Raw genomic sequence first — 24,705 nt, forward strand, 5'->3', positions numbered from 1 at the left:
AATACATATATTTACGGCCAACTAAACTTAATCAATTTATAATATGAAACATTATTTTTTAGCTATGCAATCCGTTATGGAAAACTTGGATTGGGTGGTTTTAGGAATTTATTTCCTTGCTTTGATGGCTGTAGCTGTGTGGGTTGTTCTTCAAAAAGATAAAAACACAGAAGATTATTTTTTAGCAGGCAGAAATGTAGGGTGGTTTGTTATTGGGGCGTCTATTTTTGCTTCCAACATTGGGTCTGAACACGTAGTGGGTCTTGCTGGAACTGGTTTTGAATCGGGTACACCTATGGCGCATTATGAGTTGCATGCCTGGATTGTATTACTTCTAGGATGGTTATTTCTACCATTTTATATTAGAAGTGGTGCTTTCACCATGCCCGAGTTTCTAGAAAAAAGGTTCGACAGTCGTTCGCGATGGTTTTTATCTTTATTTTCATTAGTGGCCTATGTGCTTACTAAAGTGTCTGTCACCATTTACGCTGGAGGTATTGTGGTTTCTGAATTATTGGGAATTCCATTCTGGTACGGTGCCATAGGTATTGTTCTTTTCACAGGTGCATATACTGTGATTGGTGGTATGAAAGCAGTGATTTACACCGAAACTTTACAAACTGTTATTTTAATTTTTGGGTCGGTCATTATAACATACCTAGGCCTAAAAGAAGTTGGAGGATGGTCTCAATTACATGAAACGGTAACTGCTGTAAGCCCCGATCATTTTAATATGTGGCGGTCAATGAATGACCCTGATTTCCCATGGACTGGATTACTATTTGGAGGAACAGTTGTAGGGATATGGTATTGGTGTACAGACCAATATATTGTACAGCGTACTTTGGCTGCAAATAATATAAAAATCGGTAGAAGAGGGGCTATTTTTGGTGCTTATTTAAAATTACTTCCCATTTTAATCTTTTTAATTCCAGGCATAATAGCATTTGCTTTAACCATTCAAAACCCAGATGTGTTTTTTGTTGAGAAAGCAGATAGAGCATTCCCTATGCTGGTAAAAACGTTATTGCCAGTAGGATTGAAAGGATTAGTTGCTGGAGGTTTAATGGCTGCTTTAATGAGTTCTTTAGCCTCTGTTTTTAATTCATGTTCTACCATTTTTACTATTGATATTTATAAAAAATTATATCCAGAAAAAACCGAAAAGGTTTTGGTTAAAACCGGTAAAATTGCCACAGGCTTCATTGTTGTTTTAGGTATTATTTGGATTCCTATTATGGAGAAAATTGGAGGTGGTGTTATGTATCAATATCTTCAAAACGTTCAATCGTATATTGCGCCTCCCGTAACTGCTGTTTTCTTATTGGGAATCATTTGGAAGCGTGTGAACGCTACCGCGGCCATTTCAACATTGATGGTAGGATTGGTGCTCCTAATTTTAAGATTGGGAAGTGAAATTTACTATCAACCACAAATAGCAGCTGGCGACATTGTTAATAACATCGCTTTTAGTTTTGCCACTATAAACTTTGCCCATATGGCGATATTTATGTTTATATTTTCGATTATTTTCTGTATTACCGTCAGCTTAGCATCTCGAGCTCCAAATTATGAACACATAAAAGGTTTAGCTTTTGGAACACTTTCTGAAGAGCAAAAAGCCGCTAATAAAGATAGTTATGACACAATTGATGTTGTTCTATCTGTCATATTAGTGTTAATTGTGATAGGTGTACTCGCATATTTTACATAGCATAATGGTTTTAATTAAATCATCTAAAAAGGGAGGCTGTTGCCTCCCTTTTTTATATGAAACAGAACTAATCTTTTTTTATTTCATTTACTTTTTTATCCACTGCCTCACCTGCAGTTTTAATAGCATCTACTGTAGCTTTAACAGCATCATCCGTAGCATCAACAGCGTTATCAATAGCTTTACCAGCTTCTTCTAGTGCGCCTTCTGTTGCCTTTGCTGCTTCTTCAGCTGCATCTTCTATAGCATCTCCTGCGTTTTCCATTGTCTCCTCTACAGAATCGACTTTTTTGTTATCCCTACAAGAGGTGAAAATTAAACTTAAGACAAATACTAAAACGGAACATAATAAGAATTTTTTCATTGATATTATTTTTAGTTATAAATTAGTTATACGTTAACAATTACATATTTAGATGATATTTACTTAAAATTTTAGTTTAAATCGATTTTTAAATAAAGAAATGTAATTTGTTTTTAAAAATGTATATTTGACTTATTTTTTTTATTAATATGAAAAAAAACACAGAAGTTACTATTTATGATTTAGCAAAAAAGTTGAATTTAGCAACTTCAACTATTTCTAGAGCTTTAAATAGTCATCATAGTATTAGCCAGAAAACCATTGATAAAGTAAAAAAAGCAGCAACCGAGATGGGATATCGCCCAAATAATTTAGCTGCTAGTTTAAGAAATAAAAAAACAAAAACCATCGGGGTTTTATTACCTACCATAGCTCAACCTTTTCTTTCCGCATTAATTAGTGGTGTTGAAACAACCGCTCAAGAAGCAGGGTATAATGTAGTCATTATGCAATCCCATGACTCCTATGAAGAAGAGGTTAATTTAACCCAGTCATTATATAGCAGTAGGGTTAGTGGTGTTATTTGTTGTTTAGCGATGGAAACTAGTGATACTGCTCATTTCAAAATATTTACAGATAATAACATTCCTTTAGTTTTTGTAGATAGAGTTCCAAAACATGCTGACACCTACCGAGTCATGATTGATAATTATGCCGCAGGTTATAAAGCAACCAAACATCTTATAGACCAAGGATGTTTAAAAATTGCCCATATTACAAGAGCATCCGAATTTGGAAATATATATAGTGAAAGAAAAAAAGGTTATCTAGATGCTTTAAAGGACAATAATCTGCAAATTGACGCCAAACTTATAGTAAATCTTAAATCAGTAAGCTATGAAGAAACCGAAACGGCAGCCAACAAACTATTTAATTTAAAAAATCCGCCGGACGGTATTTTTGCAGCAGGAGACATGATGGCAATCATTGCTATTCAATGTGCTAAAAAAAGAGGCATTAAAATCCCCGAGGAATTAGCTGTAATTGGTTTTAATAACGACCCTAATTCAAGAATTATAGAACCTAATTTATCGACCATTTCACACCCTGCTGAAAAAATGGGACAAGCTTCCTCTGAAATAATCTTAAAAAATCTGGAACAATCGACAAAAGATGATATTAGAGACATAACGGTTTTAAACACCGAAGTACTTGTTCGAGAATCTTCAAAAAGAAAATAATTTACATAGGGTTGTTACCCGTAATTACCTATTTCACTATTTTACAGCAATTAAAATCTCTGACATTGTTGCCGCACCAAGTTCAGTACTACGTTTCATTGGACTTGAACCACCAACATAAATTTTAAATTCCCCTGATTCTATAGTTCTTGTACCGTCTTCTTTTACAATTTCAAAATCTTTAGGAGCAAGTTCAAATTCTATGTTTTTAGACACTCCTGGTTCCAAAGTAACTCTTTTTGTTTTGATAAGTTGAAAATTGGGAACTGTTACAGATGCTTCTATATCTGATATATATATTTGGGCAACTTCATCTGATGTTACTTTTCCAGAATTTGTAATTTTCACTTGTACTTTAACAGTATCGTTTTTTGAAATTGCTTTATTTGAGACATTTATATCACCATAAGTAAAATTAGTATAGCTTAATCCAAACCCAAACGGATATAAAGGTTCCTCATTCATGTATTTATAAGTCCTTCCTTTCATGGAATAGTCATCAAAAGCTGGCAACTGGTCTAAAGATTTTGGGAATGTAATTGGCAATCTACCAGAAGGTGATACGTTCCCAAAAAGAATATCCGCAACAGCCGTTCCGCCTTCTTCCCCAGGATACCAAACCAATAAAACGGCATCTGCCAATTCTTGTACATCAGCTAAATTCATAGGGCTTCCACCGGTAATTACAGCTACAATAGGTTTTTTATCTTCCGGATTTTTATCGGCTGTTTCTCGTAATTGTTTAAGGTAATCGACTTGGTTCTTTGGTAAATCGTAATCCAATCTATCTCCTGCTGTTGAAGAATCAATAGAATCCCCTTCCTCTCCTTGCAAGGTGCTCGATAAACCCAATACTACTATGGTTACATCACTACTTCCTGCATGGCCAATGGCATAATTTATAGGGTTTATAGATTTCTGATTTAGCATAGCACCTAATCTATATTGTAATTGACTTGTTGGAAGTATAGCGGCACTAATACCTTCTAAAATGGTGACCATGTTTGAATTTACACCATAATAGTTTCCTAAAAGTATTTCTATGTTAGATGCATTGGGACCAGTAACAAAATATTTTGATAGGTCATTTTTTAAAGGTAAAATACCATTGTTTTTTAAAAGTACCATACTCTTTTGAGCTGCTTCTTTAGCCAATGCTCGATTGGTTTCTCCGTTTACAACATCCATAGAAATGGCATCATAAGGATTACTTCCTTTAGGATCGAACAAACCTAATTTAAATCTAGTTCTTAATAAAACAGCTAATTGCGTATCAATGTCTTGTTCAGTAATTAAACCCCCTTTAACGGCATCGAATAACTGCTCATAAACAACACCGCAATTAAGGCTTACGCCACTTTTAAGCGCTAGTGCAGCTGCCTCAACTGGCGTGTTAACCACACCATGACCGCCTGCATTAGCCTGCTTATAAAAATCTTCCAGCGCTCCACAATCGGTTAAAACGTGTCCTTTAAAATGCCACTTATTTCTGAGAACTTCTGTTATTAAATAATTGCTTGAACAGCATGGTTCTCCATTTGTTCTATTATAAGCACACATTACAGATTCAACATTGGCATTAACCAAGGCCTCAAATGCTGGCAAGTACGTTTCCCATAAATCTTTTTGGCTAACTTCAGCGTTAAATTCGTGTCGAACTTGTTCAGGACCACTATGCACTGCAAAATGTTTGGCACAAGCCGCTGTTTTTAAATAATCTGGATTATCGCCTTGCAATCCTTCAACAAAAGCTGTCCCTAAAATAGACGTTAGATAAGGATCTTCTCCATAAGTTTCTTGCCCGCGCCCCCATCTAGGATCTCTAAAAATATTAATATTAGGCGTCCAAAACGTTAAGCCATTATATTGTTTGTAATACCCTTTTTCACTGGTAGCATTATATATAGCTCTGGCTTCATCTGAAATAGCGGATGATACTCTAAATGCCAAATCGGCATCAAACGTAGCGCCAAGCCCAATAGCTTGAGGGAAAATAGTTGCGGCGCATGTACGACCTACCCCATGCAAAGCTTCATTCCAATAATCATAAGGAGGAATATCTAATCTTTCAATTGAAGGCGTGCCATTCATCATCTGGCTTATTTTTTCCTCAAGTGTTAATCTTGAAATTAAATCTTGAATTCTTTCATCTATGGTAAGTGAAGGGTTATAAAAAGGAAGGGAATCATAAACATTGTCAGATACTTCATTTACATTTTCTGAAGCATTTTCACTCTTACGATTGCAGGAACTGATAATTAAAAGTGATAGAATAATTAAAATAGCAGGAAACATTCTTTTTCTCATGATAATTGGTTCTATTTAGTTAAATTGGAATATATTGTAATACAGTAAATGTATTGAAAATTTTTATTTTAAATTTGATTGTTTTAATTTTACGAATTAAATCACGGTATAAATAAATCTTCCACATTTTAATGGTGGCTGTATTGCTAAATATGTATTAATTCCGCATTTTTAAGCACTTTAAAAAAAAATTGATACTGCTATACAGATGAAAATTATTTATCTTTCAAACAAAATTTATGTTTAAAAAAAACATCTTTTTCCTTGCTTTTTTAATTGTTTTTTGCAATAATCTTTTAGCAAATGATGGCTATCATTTATGGCTACAATATAGTTATGTAGAAAATGCTTCTTTAAGACAAGAATATTTAACAGCATTAGAAAAATTATCAACTTCTGGAAATTCTGAAACGATAAAGATAGCATCAAAAGAACTTAATAGAGGACTTAGTAGTATGCTTGGCCCTGAGTTTTCATCCACTTCAACTAATAACAATGGCAATACTTTGATTTTTGGCGCAAAAGCTAACTTGTCAGAGGATGTCATTCTGCAATTGGGAAATGCTTTTAATGAAATAAATGAAGAAGGATACATCATAAAATCCTATTCGCTTAAAGGCAAAAACCATATAATTATTACAGGCAATTCTGATATTGGGGTTCTATATGGGGTTTATAACTTTTTAAAATTATTGCAAACAAATAAATCGATAGAAAAGTTAAATATTATTGATTCGCCTAAAATCAAAGTACGTATTTTAAATCATTGGGACAATTTAGACAGAACTGTTGAAAGAGGCTATGCTGGTTTCTCAATTTGGGATTGGCATCGTTTGCCAGATTATTTAGATCCCAGATATACTGACTATGCAAGGGCAAATGCATCTGTAGGTATAAATGGTACCGTATTAAACAATGTAAATGCCAACGCCCTTATTTTAACTCCGCAGTATCTAGAAAAGGTTGAAGCCCTTGCCAATGTTTTTAGACCATATGGCATTAAGGTATATTTAACCGCACGTTTTTCTGCACCCATTGAAATCGGTGGATTAAAAACAGCAGATCCATTGGATGCCGATGTTATAAATTGGTGGAAAGAAAAAACCAAGGAAATTTATAATAGAATTCCAGATTTTGGTGGCTTTGTAGTTAAAGCAAACTCCGAAGGGCAACCAGGGCCCCAAGATTATGACAGAAATCATGTTGATGGTGCCAATTTGTTGGCTACTGCCGTTGCCCCTTTTAACGGCATTATTATGTGGAGAGCTTTTGTGTACTCTGAACATGATACAACAGATAGAGCAAAACAAGCCTATCCAGAATTTGTACCCTACGATGGACAGTTTAAAGACAATGTGATTATTCAGGTAAAAAATGGTGCCATCGATTTTCAACCTCGAGAGCCATTTCATCCAATGTTTGGAGCGATGCCTAAAACGCCAATAATGATGGAGTTTCAAATAACACAAGAGTATTTAGGCTTTAGCACTCACACCATTTTTTTGCCTACTATGTATGAAGAAACGTTACAAGCAGATACTTATAGAAAAGGTAAAGGTTCTATTGTAGCTAAAGACCTTGATGGTACATTGCATAATAAAAGATTAACTGGCATGGCTGGTGTAAGCAACATAGGTAACGATATTAACTGGACAGGCAACCCAATGTTACAAGCCAATTGGTATGGGTATGGCAGACTTGCTTGGGATCCCTATTTAAGTGCCGAAAGTATTGCAGATGAATGGTTGAGATTAACATTCAGCAATAACAAAAAATTTATTGAACCCGTTAAAGAAATGTTGTTGAATTCGAGGGAAGCTGCCGTTAATTATATGACTCCTTTAGGCTTGCACCACATTATGGATACAGGGCATCATTACGGACCAGGACCTTGGGTATCCAATCTATCTAGACCAGAATGGAATCCAATTTATTACCATAAAGCAGATTCACTTGGTATTGGTTTCGATAGAACGTCTACAGGTAGTAATGCCACTGAACAATATGCTCCAGAAGTTGCTAACGTTTTTAATGATTTAAACTCTATTTCCGAAAAGAACTTATTATGGTTTCATCATGTGCCTTGGGATTATAAACTCAAAAACGGCAAAACACTATGGGATGCTATGGCATTAAAATATCAAGAAGGAGTTGACCAAGTTGCATCCATGATTACTACATGGAATCAAATGGAAAGCTATGTTGATGCTGAAAGATATAACAATATTAAAATGTTATTAAACATTCAATATAAAGAAGCAAAATGGTGGCGAGATGCCTGCTTATTGTATTTTCAACAATACTCTAATATGCCACTACCCGAAGGCGTCGAAAAACCAACACAAACTTTGGAATATTTTCAATCATTAGAATTTCCTTTTGCTCCTGGGAATTAAATGAGACATTGTAAAAACTAATTTATTAAATGAAATTAACTAATTGTTTAACTATAATAATTGCAGCACTTTTAATTAGTTGCTCAGGTTCTGGAGATGACGACCCTAACGTTAGTCCAACTCCAACTCCAACGCCCACACCCACTGCTACACTGAAAGAATCTGCTAATTTTCCAATAGGAAATATTGTTTCTGCAAATAGGTTATCTGGTACAGATACTTATTTTAGAACACTATTAAATAAAGAATTTAATAGTATCACAGCCGAAAACGATATGAAAATGGGAGCCATGTTCGTAGGGCCAGATACTTATGATTTTAGCAAAGGAGACGCCATTGTTAACTATGCAAAAGCAAATGGGCTTAGAGTTCATGGTCATGCCTTGGTTTGGCATGCATCTATACCCAATTGGTTAAAAAATTACGCGGGTACTGATGCTGAATTTGAAGCACAAGTGAAAGGTTATATTAAAACCACTGTGGCACATTTCGCCGCTATAAAAACAACAGAAGGAAAATCCGTTCTTGAAAGCTGGGATGTTGTTAATGAACACTTTACAAATGATGCTGCTGCCGCTGTTTTTAACACTAGAATAGGAAGCGATTATGTTTCGAAATGTTTTACTTGGGCACGTGAAGCAGATGCTGATGTAAAATTATTTTATAATGATTATAATCTAGGAAGTACGGGTTCCAAAGCTGCTCAGGTTGTAGACATGGTAAATACTTTTAAAACAAATTTAACACCTATAGACGGTATTGGTATGCAAATGCACATTGATTTAGAATATCCAGACTTAACAACATTATCAAATAATGTGACGATGCTTAAAAATACAGGATTATTAATTCATTTCTCTGAATTGGATATGTCTGTAAACAAGGATAAATCATTGACCACCTTAACGGCAAGCAGAGCGAATGCTCAAAAAGAAAAATATAAACAAGTTGCCATTTTGTATAAAACTATACCTGAAGCACAAAGATTTGGCATTACATTTTGGGGAATGAGAGATACAGACAGTTGGCTTATTAATTTTCTTAACAACCCCAATGAATGGCCACTTTTATTCGATTCAAATTATAATTATAAACAAGCTTTCATTGGCTTTTTAGACGGATTAAACAACTAAACTAAATATTTAAATCATGAACATAAAAAAACAATTCCTATTAATTACAACCATTCTAATATTAGTAATTGGTTGTAAAGAATCAACTGTGGAAACGCCTACAGAACCTGTAACGCTTAGAAACGTTTATAAAGATGCCTTTTATATTGGTGCTGCCCTTAATAGATTTCAAATAGATGAAACAGATTCAATAATGGCAGGCATCGTTGGTAGGGAATTTAGCAGTATTACTGCCGAAAACGAAATGAAATCAATGCAAATCCATCCAACAAAAGACACTTTCAACTATGAATACCCTGACAAATTTGTCGCTCTGGGCGAAAAACACAATATGTTCATACATGGGCATACTTTAGTTTGGCACAGTCAATTATCTCCATGGATAAGAAATATAGAAGATAGTACAGAAATGGCTGAAGCACTCAAGAGCCACATAACGGCAGTTGTGAGCAGATACAAAGGCAAGATCCATTCTTGGGATGTTGTAAACGAAGCTCTTAATGAAGATGGTACCTTAAGAAAGTCTGTTTTCTTAGAAGTTATGGGAGAAGACTATTTACCTTTAGCATTTAAATGGACATCGGAAATCGATCCTGATGCAGACTTGTATTATAATGATTACAATATGGCAAACCCAGAAAAAAGAGCAGGTGCTATACGATTAGTTAAAAATATTATGGATAAAGGTGTTAAAGTAGATGGCATAGGTATGCAAGGCCATTGGCATTTAAACACTCCCTCCCTTGAAGAGATTGAAAAAAGTATAGTAGATTATGCATCCCTTGGTGTAAAAGTAGCTATTACTGAACTTGACATAAGTGTTTTACCGAATCCTAGAGATCTTGTGGGGGCTGACATAGGTCAAAATTTCGATAATAGTGAATTATTAAACCCTTACACAAAAGGCTTACCAGATTCTATTCAAGTAAAATTAGCAAACCGTTATACTGACATTTTTAAAATATTTTTAAAGCATAAAGATAAAATAAGCAGAGTTACTTTTTGGGGTGTTAATGACGGACAGTCATGGCTTAATGGTTTTCCTGTAAGAGGAAGAACCAATCACCCTTTACTCTTCGATAGAGAGTTAAAACCAAAAAGTGCTTATGATAGTATCATTGCACTAAAACAAAGAGACGATAAACAATCCAACTAATTAAGTACATGGGTTCAGATTCACACAAACTATCCATAAAAGAAAAAATTGGATATAGTTTAGGAGACCTTGCTGCAAACTTGGTATTCCAAACATTGGTTACTTATTTAGCCTATTTTTATACGGATATATATGGGCTTAAAGCGAATGACGCTTCTGCAGTTACATTAATTGTTGGTCTCATTGCTGCTTTTGTTTTTAATCCATTAATGGGTGTTATAGCTGATAGAACAACTACAAAATGGGGTAAATTTAGGCCTTGGATATTATGGACGGCAATCCCTTTAGGTGTGGCATCCATGATGGCTTTTAGCACACCAGATTTTGCCTATAAAGGAAAAGTTATTTATGCCGTAATTACTTATACGCTATTACTATTGCTATACGCTGCAAACAATTTGCCTTATTCCGCTTTAAGTGGCGTTATAACAGGTGATATGAAAGAACGAAACAGCTTGTCGGCGTATCGTTTCATTGCTGTTATGGGTGCTCAATTTTTTGTTCAAGTATTCATGTACGACTTTATTTTGAAAGCTGGTGATGGTAACAAAGCTGCGGGAATGGAAACCGTAATGACCTGGTTGGCCATTATTGGCACCATTATGTTGCTAATTACATTTTTTACTACAAGAGAACGTGTTGTACCTAATTTAGACCAAAAATCCAGTATAAAAGAAGATCTAGGTGATTTAGTAAAAAACAAACCTTGGATTATCATGCTGAGCCTAACAACGTTGGTTTTTATAACATTGGCTATGAAAGGTGGGTCTTATGTATATTATTTTGAAAACTATGTGGATCAAAATGGATTAAAATCATTCTTGGACCCTTTAAAGCGTTTTTTACCAACTTTTGAAAATGAAACATCTTTAGGATTGGGTGTTTTTAATGGAGGGGGTATTCTTATTGGTTTAATAGGTATAGCACTATCTAAAAAATTGGCAGATAAGTATGGCAAACGTAATGTATTTGGTGCATCGTTGTTTATTTCAACATTATTTATAATTGCTTTTTATTTTTATCCTCCTAAAGCAATAGAAATAATTTTTGCATCTCAAATATTGCATATGTTTTTCTATGGAATTAGTACTCCTATCCTATGGGCAATGATTGCAGATGTAGCAGATTTCTCTGAATGGAAAAACAATCGTCGTGCTACAGCTATTATATTTTCTGCCATGATGGTTGGTTTAAAAGGCGGCTTAAGTATTGGAAGTGCTTTAGTATCTTGGCTTTTAGGCGTCTATGGATATATAACTAAAGAAGCTGCCGTCGCAGGAATAATAACCGTACAACCAGAATCTGCTATACAAGGAACTAGACTTCTTGTAAGTATTTTTCCGGCAATTCCATTTTTAATAGGCGTAGGATTGTTGTTTTTCTATGAAATTAATAAAAAAATGGAGACTCAAATAGAAGCCGAATTAAAAATAAGAAGATTATAATATAACCAATAAAAAAATTAAAAATAATGCCAGAAGAAGCCATTGAACATATTGATTTTGAGAGTTTGAATAAAAAAGCTATTTCCAAACCTTTGGTATCTCATATCTATACAGCAGATCCATCGGCTCATGTTTTTAATAAAAAAATTTATATATACCCATCACATGATGTAGATGCAGGAGAAGCATTTGATGACTTAGGAAGTCATTTTGCCATGGAAGATTACCATGTAATATCTATGGATAGTATTGACAGTGATGCTGTTGATAATGGGTTGGCGCTACATGTAAACGATGTCCCTTGGGCAGAAAAACAAATGTGGGCTCCAGACGCTGCACATAAAGACGGAAAATATTACTTATTTTTTCCGGCAAAAGGATATGATGGTATTTTTAGAATAGGAGTCGCAGTAAGTGAGTCTCCTGTTGGCCCATTTAAACCACAACCAGAAGCTATAAAAGGAAGTTTTTCAATTGACCCTGCTGTTTTTGAAGATGAGGATGGAAGTTATTATATGTATTTTGGAGGCATTTGGGGCGGACAATTACAACGTTGGAAAACAGGCGTTTTTAATGCAGAACATCCGGAAAATCCAACTGCGCATCTCCCTAAAGACAATGAACCGGCGCTGACTGCAAAAGTAGCAAAAATGACAAATGACGTATTGGAGTTTTCCGAAGCCCCAAGAGATATAGTTATTTTGGACGCAAAAGGAAACCCTTTATTAGCAGGAGATCGAGAAAGACGCTTTTTTGAAGGTCCATGGGTACACAAATATCATGGCAAATACTATTTTTCGTATTCAACAGGAGACACTCATTTTATATGCTATGCCACTGGAGATAATCCTTATGGCCCTTTTACCTATCAAGGAAAAATTTTAAATCCTGTAGTTGGATGGACCTCACACCATTCCATTTGTGAAGTAGAAGGTAAATGGTATTTATTTTATCATGATTCAAGTTTATCTAAAGGTGTGACTCATTTAAGATCTATTAAAGTTGCCGAAATCACTTATAATGAAGATGGCACCATTAATACTTTAAATCCGTATAGAGATTAATCGTTTTAAATTTAAACTAAAAACCCCTCAATAAGAGGGGTTTTTAGTTTAATATAATCTATTTCTTTTAGTTTAATTAAAGTTTTATAGATTCTATAAATTGCAAATAATCATTATTCTTCGCTGCGATAATATATGATTTGCTACCTACTTTTATTGTAGCCATATCTTTTACATCGCCAGGGACAAAGAAACCGCTTTTGGAAACAGGCACAGCCTGAAAACCACCTTTGCCATTTCCTTTTAGAAAAAGACCATATCCTGCATCATTTCGAGGTGTTTCGACTTCAGAAGCGTGTAAGTTTCCTGCTATTAAAGCATCTAAATGTCCATCATTATCATAGTCGTTAACTAAAATCTGATTGATGCTTGATATTTGGGCCAAATTTGGCAATTTATGGACAATGAACTTCCCTTCTTTATTTTCAAGATATATACTTGCAAACGATTTAACTTGATAATGCAGCGAATTTTCTAAATCCTTTTTTGAGTAAACATCAACTAAAGAGGCTTCTGCAAACGTTTCATAATCTTTGAATTTCTCCTTAATTGAAGGTATTTGTTGGGAAGAACAACCCCTACCCCTTACTGGGTATTGGATACCTTCATTGTAATAACTTAATACAATATCTGTTTTATTATTCTTATCAAAATCATTCGCATAAATATCGAAAGTTTCATTTCCTTCAGCTTTATACTTATAGTTTAACCCATTGTTTCCTATTATATAATCCATATCACCATCATTATCAAAATCACCTTGATTGATGCTCCACCACCAACCGGCTGAGTCTTCATCTAGGCCCATATCTTTTGATACTTCTTTAAATCCGGTCTTTACATTCTTAAAGACACGTATTGGCATCCATTCACCAACTATAATAATATCTAGCCATGTATCATTATCAATATCCGTAATAATGGCACTTGTTGCCATTCCTAGATCTTTAAAAACATTTGGTGAAATTATATCAAACTTTACAGAGTTTCCTTCACTTTTGTTGGTTAATACAAAACTATCTGCCGGTGATGGATAATTTCCTGGAACTTGCCTTCCTAAAGTCAAAATATCCGGCTTTCCATCTTTGTTAAAATCGGCTGAATAAACTCTAGATCCACTTGTAATCATTTCGGGAAGGGCATTATTTGCTTTGCTAAAGTTTCCTTTTCCATCATTTAAATATAATCTGTCCTGCAAACTTTTGGCTCTTTTATCGCTTAAAAATTCATAGCCTCCACTTACTATATACAAATCATTATCTCCATCGTTATCAATATCAATAATTAAAGCTCCTAAATCTTCCGAAACTTTATCTTCAGCAAAAAAGCTTTGTGTTTGCTTTTCAAAAGTTCCTTTTGACGTTTGATAAAATAACTGACCTTCAAAACCAGAAGCGCCTCCAATAAAATAATCGTCTAAACCATCATTATTCAGATCGCCAACAGCAAGTGCAGGACCAAACATTGACATTTTATGAGGAAGCAACACTTGTGTTTCAAAATCATCAAATATATTTTCTTCATGCTTAAATGTTGGAAAAATTTGGGACGTTTCTAAAACCGTTTGAAACAAAACATTATCGTTTAATTGTTTCTCCACAGCATTTTCTGTTATGGCATCTTTGTACTTTAACTTTAATTTTTGATTGGCATTTACATTATTTAATTCTTGTATTTTGCCGTCTCCCCAAACTACTTTTAGTTTTTCGATAGTTTGAGATTGCCCTAGTCCAAAATGTAATTCTGGTGCAACTGACGATTGAAATCCGCGAGTTAAAGTTAACTCTTGCATTTGGGTTTCATCATTATTAGTAACATACACCTGATTTCCAAGTCCAAACTTATTACCATCTTTACCCTCAAAATTTATAGAAATGTAATTGTTAGTTTCAGAACTTTTATTTTCAAAAAGGGTAGCAATATCGTCGATGTTGCTTATTACTACTTCTAAATCACCATCGTTATCTAAATCGGCGTAAGCAACACCATTAGAAAAACCTTCTATTTCTATTCCCCATTTTTCATTAACCTTTTCAAAATTAAGATCTCCGTTGTTTTTAAACATGAAATTATCAATTTTCTCTGAAGGAATTCCTAAGCTTTTTTCCAGAACGGACAAGTCTTTTCTTTCATGATCCAAACTTTTGAAATAGTCGTTATGGTTAATTTCTTTACGAGTACCATTGGTAACATATAAATCTTTTTTACCATCATTATCAAAATCAGCAAATAATGGCCCCCAGCTCCAGTCTGTCGATGTGGTTCCAGTAATTCCAGATACATTTGTAAAATAAGGAACGCCATCATCTGTATAAAGTCCTGTGTTAATCTGCATCACATTGTTCATATATTGATAATGAAATCCCGCATCAACAACATCCCAAAATAATTGGGGATTCATACTAGCCATATTGGCTTTTTTACGACGGTTGTTATTGGCATCCATATCCACTTGAAATATATCAAGGTGCCCATCATTATTTATGTCGGCTATATCGGCACCCATACCATAAAATGCTGTATGTGGTGATGCCTGTTTGTTAACTTCTTTAAATGTGCCATCTTGATTATTAATATAAAAATAGTCAGGAGAACTAAAATCGTTAGAGACATATATGTCAGCCCAACCATCGTTATTTATATCGCTAACAGTTGCACTTAAAGTGAGTCCAAAGTTTTTAACACCGGCCTCACTAGTTACATCTATAAACTTTCCGTTATCATTTCTATATAAATGATCCGAATCAATATCCTTAATATTATTCATGGCGTATTTATATACTTCTACAGGTGCAGAAAATGGTGTTGCAGGATAATTAGCTACATAAACATCTAAATCGCCATCATTATCATAATCAAAAAAAGTAGCTTGCACACTACTACCTCTATCATCAAGGCCATATTGTGCAGCCATTTCTGTAAAAGTTAAATCTCCATTATTAATAAACAATTGATTTTGTCTTGAACCAGATTGACCACTAACAGAACAGTAAATATCCAACAAGCCATCATTATTTACATCGGCCATAGTTACACCTGTATACCAACGACTATCTCCTCCTACATTGGCTTTATCTGTAACATCTTCAAATTGTAGATTACCTTTATTTAAATACAGCTTATTTTCAACCTGATTTCCTGTAAAATAAATATCCACTAAACCATCATTATTTATATCACCAACAGCTACTCCACCACCCATATAAAGGTATCCATAAGTAAAATAATTTAAAGTATCGCTTTCAGTAAGTGTATTGTTAAAAGTAATTCCTGTTTTAGAAACATCAAGTTTACTAAAAATTTTTTCGTCAGTTACAGATGTATTTGATTCCTCCTTTTTCGAACAGTTTTGTAAAGTGCTTAAAAAAAATAGCCCAATACAAAGTTTTAAAAAAAACATGGAAGTTAGTTTTTCTAATGTCATTGTTTTCATGATAATGTTTGTATTTGTAAAAATAAAATAAAGATAAAAGCAGCGTATAATACGCTGCTTTAATTAAAACTAACTCAAAATAAATTAACTAATAATATCCAAAATATTAATAACCAGGGTTCTGATCTTCTGGTGTTAAAGCATCATTAGAATCTAATTCTCTTCTTGGAATAGGCCATAGCGCGTGTTTGCTTTGATATCCTTGGCCTGCCAATTCAGTAGCAGCTAATCCCCATCTAACTAAATCACTAAAACGTGCCTGCTCTCCTGCCAACTCAACTCTTCTTTCATGAACGATAGCATCAAAAACTGCAGGTGCAGCCAATCCAAGTGGCAAAGCAGGTAGCATAACGCTTGGTCTTTGTCTCACTTGATTTATGTAACCAATTGCAGCATTTTGACTACCTCCTGGTCTTTTATTTTCACATTCAGCCATCATCAATAAAACATCAGCATATCTTATATATTTAAAATTGATACTAGAGTTTATATTCTCATTTAATCTTTTATAATAATTTTGATATTTCTTCCATCCAGCTGCTCTTACGGCTCCTGGAACAGTTAGATCGGCTGCTAAAACAGCTCTTCCTCCTGTACCTCCAAAGAAGTCACCAGCAACATAAAAAGTATCTTCAAATCGTGTGTCACCTGTTTCGTATTCAGCTAGCAAATCATTTGCAGGATAGGTGTTAAACCAATCGTTAAAACCATATTCTTGCCCACGTAATGTCGACTCATTGGCTCCAGCTCCACTAACACTACTGTTCCAAAGAGCATTGGCCCCTAATGTTTCATCGTATTCTATTTCAAAAATTGATTCTACCCCATGCTCTGTTTCATCCATAAAATTATCATAGAAATCGGGTTCTAATGAAAATTGACCATTTAATTTGTTAAACTCTGCTAAGGCAAGGTCATATTTCTCTTGATATAAATAAACTTTACCCAATAATGCGATAGCTGCTTGTTTAGTAGCTCTACCATTTGCCTCAACCCCTTTGTCCAATAATGTAGTTGAAGCACTTTGCAAATCTGATATGATTAAATCATAAACAGCTGCTTTAGGCGATTTAGCAATACCATCAGTTGTAGTTGGAATATCAGTTATTAAAGGTATATCTCCCCATCTCGTAACTAAAAGAAAGTTATATAGAGCCCTTAAAAACTTAGCTTCTCCAAAAAATTTATCTTTTTTTGCTTGGCTTATTGGCGCCGCATTTATAGATTCCGCATTACCTAAAACAAAATTCGCTTTATTTATACCTCTGTAACAGCTTTCCCAATAATCTCCCATATTACCATGGTTTGCATCAAAGCTAAATTCTAAATATTGTCTTTTATCAGCTTCCAATTGTGGATTACCTCCAGCATCACCACCCATTAAATCAAACATGAAAAAATAGGCCCGAGTAAACAAACCAATGGTTTGAAGATTAACATATGCTGCATTTACTGAAGACTGAACCTGAGCTTCTGTTCTAAAAAAAGTTTCAGGAGATAACTGAGTTGGGTTTACCAACTCCAAATCTTTAGTACTACAAGCACTTATTATCACAATGGCAGTGCACATTGTGAAAAATGCAAAAATAATTTTGTGTGTTTTCATAAATTTTTTTTTTAATTAAAATGTTAGTTGAAGACCAACTAAATACGTCTTAGGTTGTGGATACGCCCCTCTATCTATACCATATTCAAATAACGCACCACTCGCAATTTCAGGATCCAAACCAGAATACTTTGTGATAGTGAATACGTTTTGACCACTCACATATATTCTAAATTTAGAAAACATTTCACTACCAAACATATTATTAGGTAATGTATAACCTATAGTAAGGTTTTTAAGTCTTGTAAAAGAAGCATCTTCTAAATAACGTGTAGATATTGCTGTGTTTTGAGGCGCTCCTCCAGCTCTAGGCACTGAGTTTGAAGTGCCCGGACCAGTCCATCTATTTAACACACCTACTCCAGCATTAAATAACCTTGGCATGCCCTCAAGATCGTATATATTTGTGTTCATTAAATCTCTACCAGCTAATCCAGTAAAGAATACATTAAAATCCCAATTTTTATAAGTGGCATCTAAATTTAAACCAAAAGAAAGATCAGGATTGGCATTTCCAATAATGGTTTTATCAGCATTGGTTATAGTACCATCTCCATTTAAATCTAAATATCTAATATCCCCTGGTCGTACAGTAGTTTGACCTGGATTAGCAGTAAATACAGCATCTACCTCGGCTTGAGTTTGATAAATACCATCCATTACTAAGCCATAGAAATGAAATAAAGCCTCACCTTCAACAACTCTAGTGATATTTTCACCTTCAAAACCACCTCCATTTAACTGGGTTATAGTACCACCTAAAGATTTAGCGGTATTTGTACTTGTTCCTAAATTTAAATTTGCAGACCATTTAAAATCACCTTCACGATCATTATATCCTAAACTTAACTCAAAACCTTTAGTTTCAACAGAACCAACATTTTTAGTTTGATTACCTGCATTGATACCTAATGAAGTTGGTGTAGGTACACTAAGCAATAAGTCGTCACTTGTATTTACATAATATTCAAGAGCTGCGGTTACTTTTTCGTTAAAAAGACCTAAATCCAAACCAATATTTGTTTGAACTGTTTGCTCCCATTTTAAATTAGGATTGGGTAATCCAGCAGATGTTGTTCCAACTACGGCTACACCACCAATGGGGTATTGAAAATTATCAGTAAGTGTAGCACTATATAAATAATTTCCAATTCTGTCATTACCAGAAGTACCATGACTACCTCTTAATTTAAGAGTGCTAAATGCTGAATCGCTCATAAAATCTTCTTTAGCTATGTTCCAACCTAAAGAAAAAGAATAGAAACTTCCCCAACGGTTATTAGCTCCAAATCTTGATGAGGCATCACGTCTAATAGAACCTGATGCAATGTATTTGTCTTCATAATTATAATTCAACCTAGCTAAATATCCCAATCTATTGTATTCGTTAGAGTTACTACCTAAATTTGAATCTTGGTTTGAAAGTTCCATAACATCATTAGTAATAAAATTTCTACTGGTTCCGTTTATACTACTAAATTTATTTTCATATTTCTCACTAAGTAACAATAATTCAAAATTATGAGCATCTGCGACTGTGTTTTTATACGTTAAACTATTAGTATATATAATTGTTTGCCCAGAAGATCTGTTTCTATTTATATTCGCAAAACCTTGACTGTGTGTTGCTCCTAGACTATCATCATTAAATGACGGAGTAAAAGTGAAATTGTTTGAGCTGAAATAATCCAAACCTACTTGAGTTTTAAATTCCAAACCTTCAATAATTTCCAGAGTAGCATAGATATTTCCAATAAGGCTAAACCCATTATTTAATCTATCGCCATGTCTCATGATTCTCACAGGGTTTTCAGCATCTTGTCCATCACCTGCACTGTTAGGCCCTTGAAAACCACCTAAATTATTAGGATTATATACATTATAATAAGGTGCCATTTTAATAGCATGCTCTAATAATGAGCGCCCTCCTCCTCCAACTTCTGGCTTAGTAGTATTAAAGTTAGTAGACATTGTTTGCCCTATTTTTATTCTTCCTAAATCAAAATCGCTGTTTCCTCTAAAAGTGAATCTTTCAAAACCTGTTTCTATAATGATACCTTCCTTTTCGGCATAACCTGCAGAAAACCTAAAAGTACTTTTTTCACTACCACCAGAAACTGCAAAATCATAGTTTTGCACTAAACCACTTTGATATAATTCATCTTGCCAATTAGTATTAACCCCAGATTGTGATGCCGGTGTAGTTGGCACTACGCCAAATGCCTCTTGAGCAAATTGTAAATACTGAGGTGTGTTTAATACATCATATCTTTGATTTTGTACTTGAAACCCAGTGAATATGTTAGCAGTGAATTGAGTTACTCCTTTTTTACCTTTTTTGGTAGTAACAATAATAACACCATTAGATCCTTGAGACCCATACACAGCAGTCGTTGATGCGTCTTTCAAAACGTTAATCGATTCTATATCATTTTGGCTAATACCAGAAAGATTACCAACAATAACCCCATCAATAACATACAATGGCGCATTATTACCAAAAGTACCTAAACCCCTTATAGTAACAGATGGCTCAGTACCAGGCGACCCAGTGTTTACAACCAAAACACCAGCTGCACGACCTTGTAATGCCTCGACTGGATTTGCCACAGGAATTGCCGCAATTTCTTCAGTTTTAATACTAGAAATAGCTCCAGTTACACTTGCTCTACTTTGGGAACCATAACCCACAACAACAACCTCATCAAGAGCTTGTAAATCTTCGGCTAATGAAACGTTAATAGTTGTTTGTCCATTTACAGGAACTCTTTGGGTTACAAACCCTACATAACTAATTACAAGCGTTGCATTAGAAGCCACATTTGATAATGTGTATTTACCATCAAAATCGGTGGCAGCTCCATTTGAAGTACCATCTACAACGACAGTTACTCCTGGCAATGGCCCATTTTGGTCAGACACAGTACCGGAAACACTAATTTGTGCATTCATACTTGTACAAAACACAAGCAAAAGCACAAGGAATCCTAAATGCTTAATGCCTTTCTTTTTAAAAAATAAAAATTTTGTCATAAAATTTAGTTTAGTTTAATTTAGTTTTGATAATTAATTAGATTCATATTGTTGTTTTATAAAATGTGTTCTATTTTAACCCGAACATGTTTTATTTTGTCAAATATAGAAATTTTTTCAAACGAAACAACCGATTGCGTTAATTTTTTAATTTTTTTTCCTACCAATGTTTTGTTAAATTTTACATTAGTTAACAACATGAATGCGAATATATATCTCTTGAGGAGTTTGATTTAAGGCGAATCTTTTAAAGGATTTTTTGTTATTTTTTTATTCTAATAGTTCTTTTTAAGTCTTAAAAAACTACAAATCCAAATACTCGAGTATTTTATTCAATGCGCCTTTATTTATTTTAATGAAGTCTGAATTTTTATTTCCTGAAAGGGAACGTTTTATTGGATTTTCAATTAATTCGGTTAAAACTAAATTTAATTGATTTTGGTTTGAAATTGAAAAAACACCTGCAGTATCAATCATCTCTTTGGCTTCAGGGAATTTTGAGTAATTGTTACCTATAATAATAGGTACGCCAAAAACGGCTGGTTCTAAGATATTATGCAACCCTGTTGTGCCCACTGCCCCACCAACAAAAGCTATATCAGCATAACTATAAATTTTTGAAAGAATCCCAATGGTGTCAACTATCAACACTTTTGCTGATTTAAGTCCTTCATCACTCATTTCCGAAAATAAAACAACATCAACCGTTAGGCTTTCTTTGATATTTCTTATTTGATGTGCTTTCATATTATGAGGCGCAATAATACACTTTACATCTTTCGGGGCTTGGTGATTTATAAATTCAGTAAGAAGTGCTTCGTCTTCTGGCCAAGTACTTCCTGCAACAATGCACAATTTATCTTGCTTAAAAATTTCTATAAAATCTAAATGGTTATCTTGTTCTAACTGACTTGAAACCCTATCAAAACGCGTGTCTCCAGAAACCGTTATATTATTATAGTGTATGGATTGGAGTAATTTTTTAGAGCTTTCATTTTGAGTAAAAATATGTTCAAAAGCAAATAATGCTTGGCGCCGTGGTTTTCCGTAAAATTTAAAAAAGGAGTGATTTTCCCTGAAGTTTGCCGAAATAAGTATCGTTCTTAATTTCCGTTTCTTTAGTTCATTTAAAAAATTTGGCCAAATATCATATTTAACAAAAACCGTAAGTTCTGGTTTAACAATATCTAAAAAATGCTTGGCATTATTTTTTGTATCCAATGGCAAATAAATGACAACATCGGCAATAGGTGAATTTTTCCTTATTTCATAACCTGAAGGCGAAAAAAAACTGAGTACAATTTTATGCCTTTTATAATGTTCTCTCATCACTTTAAAAACAGGAAGCCCTTGTTCATATTCCCCTAAAGAGGCACAGTGAAACCAAATCGTCTTATCATTGGCTTTTATATTTTCTCTAAGAATGGCAAAAACATTTTGACGTCCAACTACGCCTTTCTTTATTTTTTCGTTAAAAGTCGATGCACATTTTAAACCAAAATGCACAAGATGAATACCAATATTATAGATAAAACCCAATTTTTTTTCTTTGATGCTAAATTACATTTCTTTAAAATAAATTAACCAATTACGTCAATGAATTTTGTAATTTTGTGTGTCTCTAAATCAAATTTAGGAGTGATTAAAATTGACCATACCTAAATGGTCTGTAATTTTTTTAGATGAAGAAAATTCAAATGGTTGACCTTAAAAGTCAATACGCCCAAATTAAAGATGTTGTAAATCTTTCCATCCAAGAGGTAATTGAAACCACCGCATTTATTAACGGTCCAAAAGTTCATGAATTTCAAAAAAATTTAGAACAGTATTTAAATGTTAAGCATGTTATTCCATGTGCCAATGGAACGGATGCCTTGCAAATTGCCATGATGGGCTTAGGATTAAAACCTGGCGATGAAGTTATTACTGCCGATTTTACCTTTGCCGCAACTGTTGAAGTTATCGCTTTATTACAATTAACACCCGTTTTGGTTGATGTTAATGAAGATGATTTTAACATCAATATCGAGGCCATTAAAAAAGCCATAACTCCAAAAACCAAGGCTATTGTGCCCGTGCATTTATTCGGGCAATGTGCTAATATGGAAGCCATTATGGAAATTGCAAAAGCTCATAATTTATATGTTATAGAAGACAACGCTCAAGCTATTGGTGCGAATTATACTTATAAAAATGGTAAAAAAGTAAAAGCAGGAACCATTGGTCATGTTGGCGCAACCTCATTTTTCCCTTCAAAAAATCTAGGATGTTATGGAGATGGTGGTGCTATTTTCACAAATGATGACAATTTAGCTCATACGCTTAGAGGCATTGTAAATCATGGTATGTATGAACGTTATCATCATGATGTGGTTGGGGTTAATTCCCGTTTGGATAGTATTCAAGCTGCCGTTTTAAATGTCAAATTACCATATTTGAATGATTATAATAAAGCCAGACAAAACGCCGCAAAAAAATATAATAGAGCTTTTAAAGATATTGATGCCATTGTTACACCAAAAGTAACATACAGCTGTGGGGAGATTTGTGATACTTGTGATTGCCATGTGTTTCATCAATATACCCTACAATTAAAGGGCGTTGATAGAGATGCTTTAGTAAAGCATTTAAACGAAAAATCCATTCCTTGTGGTGTTTATTATCCCATTCCCCTTCACAATCAAAAAGCCTATACTGATTCTAGATATAATGAAACAGATTTTCCCGTTACAAATCAATTAGTTAAAGAAGTTATTTCATTGCCCATGCATACCGAATTAGATGATGAACAGATTGAATACATAACCTCAACAATTTTAAATTTTATATATGGATAAAATATTAGTCACAGGCGGATTGGGCTTTATAGGATCTCATACCGTTGTAGAGTTGCAAAATGAAGGCTATGAAGTCGTTATTATTGATAATTTATCTAATTCTTCAATAAACGTATTAGATGGCATTACATCTATAACCGGCAAAACGCCTCTTTTTGAAAAATTAGATTTAAAAAACAAAGAAGGTGTTGAAACTTTTTTCGAAAAACACAACGATATAAAAGGTGTTATCCATTTTGCTGCCAGTAAAGCGGTTGGCGAAAGTGTACAGGAACCTTTATTATATTATGAAAACAATTTAGTTACTTTGGTTTATATTCTTAAAGAATTAAAAAATCTGTCTTCCGCAAACTTTATATTTAGTTCTTCTTGCACGGTTTATGGACAAGCAGATGAATTACCAATCACCGAAAAAGCTCCCATAAAATCAGCAGAATCCCCATATGGAAATACCAAGCAAGTAGGTGAAGAAATCATTAGAGATACTTGCAAAGTAACACCAAACATCAAAGCCATTGCGCTACGTTACTTCAATCCAATTGGAGCTCATGAATCCGCTAAAATTGGCGAATTACCCATTGGTGTACCTCAAAATTTAGTGCCATTTATTACGCAAACTGCTATGGGAATCCGTGAACAATTGTCTGTTTTTGGAGATGATTACCCCACACCGGATGGTACTTGTATCCGTGATTATATTCATGTAATTGATGTAGCCAAAGCACACGTAATTGCATTAAAACGTCTTTTAGAAAACCATAATAAATCCAATTATGAAATTTTCAATTTGGGAACAGGAAAAGGAAGTTCTGTATTGGAAGTCATTAATTCATTTGAGAAAGTTTCTGGCAAGAAACTAAATTATAAAATTGTTGACAGACGAGAAGGTGATGTAATTTCAGCTTATGCTGACACAAAAAAAGCCAATGATGAATTAGGCTGGAAATCACAATTAACTTTAGATGACGCTATGCGTTCTGCATGGAAATGGGAACAAGTAGTTAGAGGAAAATAACTACAATTTAAAACAAAAAAA

At 34.0% G+C, this 24,705-nt stretch carries 15 protein-coding genes; 9 read left to right on the plus strand and 6 right to left on the minus strand.

Translation table 11 applies throughout. The features are described 5' to 3' along the window. Positions 1-43: 43 nt before the first annotated feature. Positions 44-1,714, plus strand: coding sequence for a sodium:solute symporter (locus tag CSW08_RS17060; RefSeq protein ID WP_238987303.1), 1,671 nt, complete (start codon positions 44-46; stop codon positions 1,712-1,714). Positions 1,715-1,781: 67 nt separating this feature from the next. Here CSW08_RS17060 and CSW08_RS17065 read toward each other — a convergent pair whose 3' ends face one another. Further along, positions 1,782-2,078, minus strand: coding sequence for a hypothetical protein (locus CSW08_RS17065; protein WP_106661127.1), 297 nt, complete (start codon positions 2,076-2,078; stop codon positions 1,782-1,784). A 149-nt stretch (positions 2,079-2,227) separates the two neighbouring features. On the opposite strand from CSW08_RS17065, the gene CSW08_RS17070 reads away from it, so the two are divergent. Next, positions 2,228-3,259, plus strand: coding sequence for a LacI family DNA-binding transcriptional regulator (locus tag CSW08_RS17070; protein WP_106661128.1), 1,032 nt, complete (start codon positions 2,228-2,230; stop codon positions 3,257-3,259). A gap of 36 nt (positions 3,260-3,295) precedes the next feature. Here CSW08_RS17070 and CSW08_RS17075 read toward each other — a convergent pair whose 3' ends face one another. Further along, positions 3,296-5,566 (minus strand): glycoside hydrolase family 3 C-terminal domain-containing protein, encoded by a 2,271-nt coding sequence (locus tag CSW08_RS17075; protein ID WP_238987304.1) that lies wholly within the window; start codon positions 5,564-5,566, stop codon positions 3,296-3,298. 239 nt (positions 5,567-5,805) lie between these two features. Here CSW08_RS17075 and CSW08_RS17080 point away from each other — a divergent pair, with 239 nt between their 5' ends. From CSW08_RS17080 to CSW08_RS17100, 5 genes are read left to right on the plus strand one after another with little or no spacing between them, the layout of a single operon-like run. Then, the gene (locus CSW08_RS17080) at positions 5,806-7,962 is read left to right on the plus strand and encodes an alpha-glucuronidase family glycosyl hydrolase (protein ID WP_106661129.1); all 2,157 of its coding nucleotides are present in this window, start codon (positions 5,806-5,808) and stop codon (positions 7,960-7,962) included. 29 nt (positions 7,963-7,991) lie between these two features. Further along, a complete protein-coding gene (locus tag CSW08_RS17085) occupies positions 7,992-9,095 on the plus strand; it encodes an endo-1,4-beta-xylanase (protein ID WP_106661130.1) in 1,104 nt (367 codons plus the stop codon). A 16-nt stretch (positions 9,096-9,111) separates the two neighbouring features. Then, on the plus strand, positions 9,112-10,251 hold the full coding sequence (locus CSW08_RS17090) for an endo-1,4-beta-xylanase (protein WP_106661131.1): 1,140 nt from the start codon (positions 9,112-9,114) through the stop codon (positions 10,249-10,251). An 8-nt stretch (positions 10,252-10,259) separates the two neighbouring features. Further along, a complete protein-coding gene (locus CSW08_RS17095; RefSeq protein WP_106661132.1) occupies positions 10,260-11,696 on the plus strand; it encodes an MFS transporter in 1,437 nt (478 codons plus the stop codon). 26 nt (positions 11,697-11,722) lie between these two features. Then, complete coding sequence (locus CSW08_RS17100; RefSeq protein ID WP_106661133.1) at positions 11,723-12,760, plus strand: glycoside hydrolase family 43 protein; 1,038 nt, start codon at positions 11,723-11,725, stop codon at positions 12,758-12,760. Positions 12,761-12,836: 76 nt separating this feature from the next. Here CSW08_RS17100 and CSW08_RS17105 read toward each other — a convergent pair whose 3' ends face one another. From CSW08_RS17105 to CSW08_RS17120, 4 genes are all read right to left on the minus strand, one after another. Further along, a complete protein-coding gene (locus CSW08_RS17105; RefSeq protein WP_238987305.1) occupies positions 12,837-16,193 on the minus strand; it encodes a VCBS repeat-containing protein in 3,357 nt (1,118 codons plus the stop codon). Positions 16,194-16,299: 106 nt separating this feature from the next. Next, positions 16,300-17,799 (minus strand): RagB/SusD family nutrient uptake outer membrane protein, encoded by a 1,500-nt coding sequence (locus tag CSW08_RS17110; protein WP_203226916.1) that lies wholly within the window; start codon positions 17,797-17,799, stop codon positions 16,300-16,302. A 15-nt stretch (positions 17,800-17,814) separates the two neighbouring features. Then, complete coding sequence (locus tag CSW08_RS17115) at positions 17,815-20,832, minus strand: SusC/RagA family TonB-linked outer membrane protein (protein WP_106661134.1); 3,018 nt, start codon at positions 20,830-20,832, stop codon at positions 17,815-17,817. Positions 20,833-21,135: 303 nt separating this feature from the next. Beyond that, on the minus strand, positions 21,136-22,371 hold the full coding sequence (locus CSW08_RS17120; RefSeq protein WP_106661135.1) for a 3-deoxy-D-manno-octulosonic acid transferase: 1,236 nt from the start codon (positions 22,369-22,371) through the stop codon (positions 21,136-21,138). Between the two features lie 143 nt (positions 22,372-22,514). Here CSW08_RS17120 and CSW08_RS17125 point away from each other — a divergent pair, with 143 nt between their 5' ends. Both CSW08_RS17125 and galE read left to right on the plus strand, forming a co-directional pair. Beyond that, entirely contained in the window at positions 22,515-23,669 is a 1,155-nt protein-coding gene (locus CSW08_RS17125; protein ID WP_106661136.1) for a DegT/DnrJ/EryC1/StrS family aminotransferase, read from the plus strand. Further along, complete coding sequence (gene galE / locus CSW08_RS17130; protein ID WP_106661137.1) at positions 23,662-24,684, plus strand: UDP-glucose 4-epimerase GalE; 1,023 nt, start codon at positions 23,662-23,664, stop codon at positions 24,682-24,684. The genes CSW08_RS17125 and galE overlap by 8 nt, the downstream gene beginning before the upstream one ends. The last annotated feature ends 21 nt before the right edge of the window (positions 24,685-24,705 follow it).

It is taken from the genome of Confluentibacter flavum, assembly GCF_002843175.1.
GTDB classification, from domain to species: Bacteria; Bacteroidota; Bacteroidia; order Flavobacteriales; family Flavobacteriaceae; genus Confluentibacter; species Confluentibacter flavum.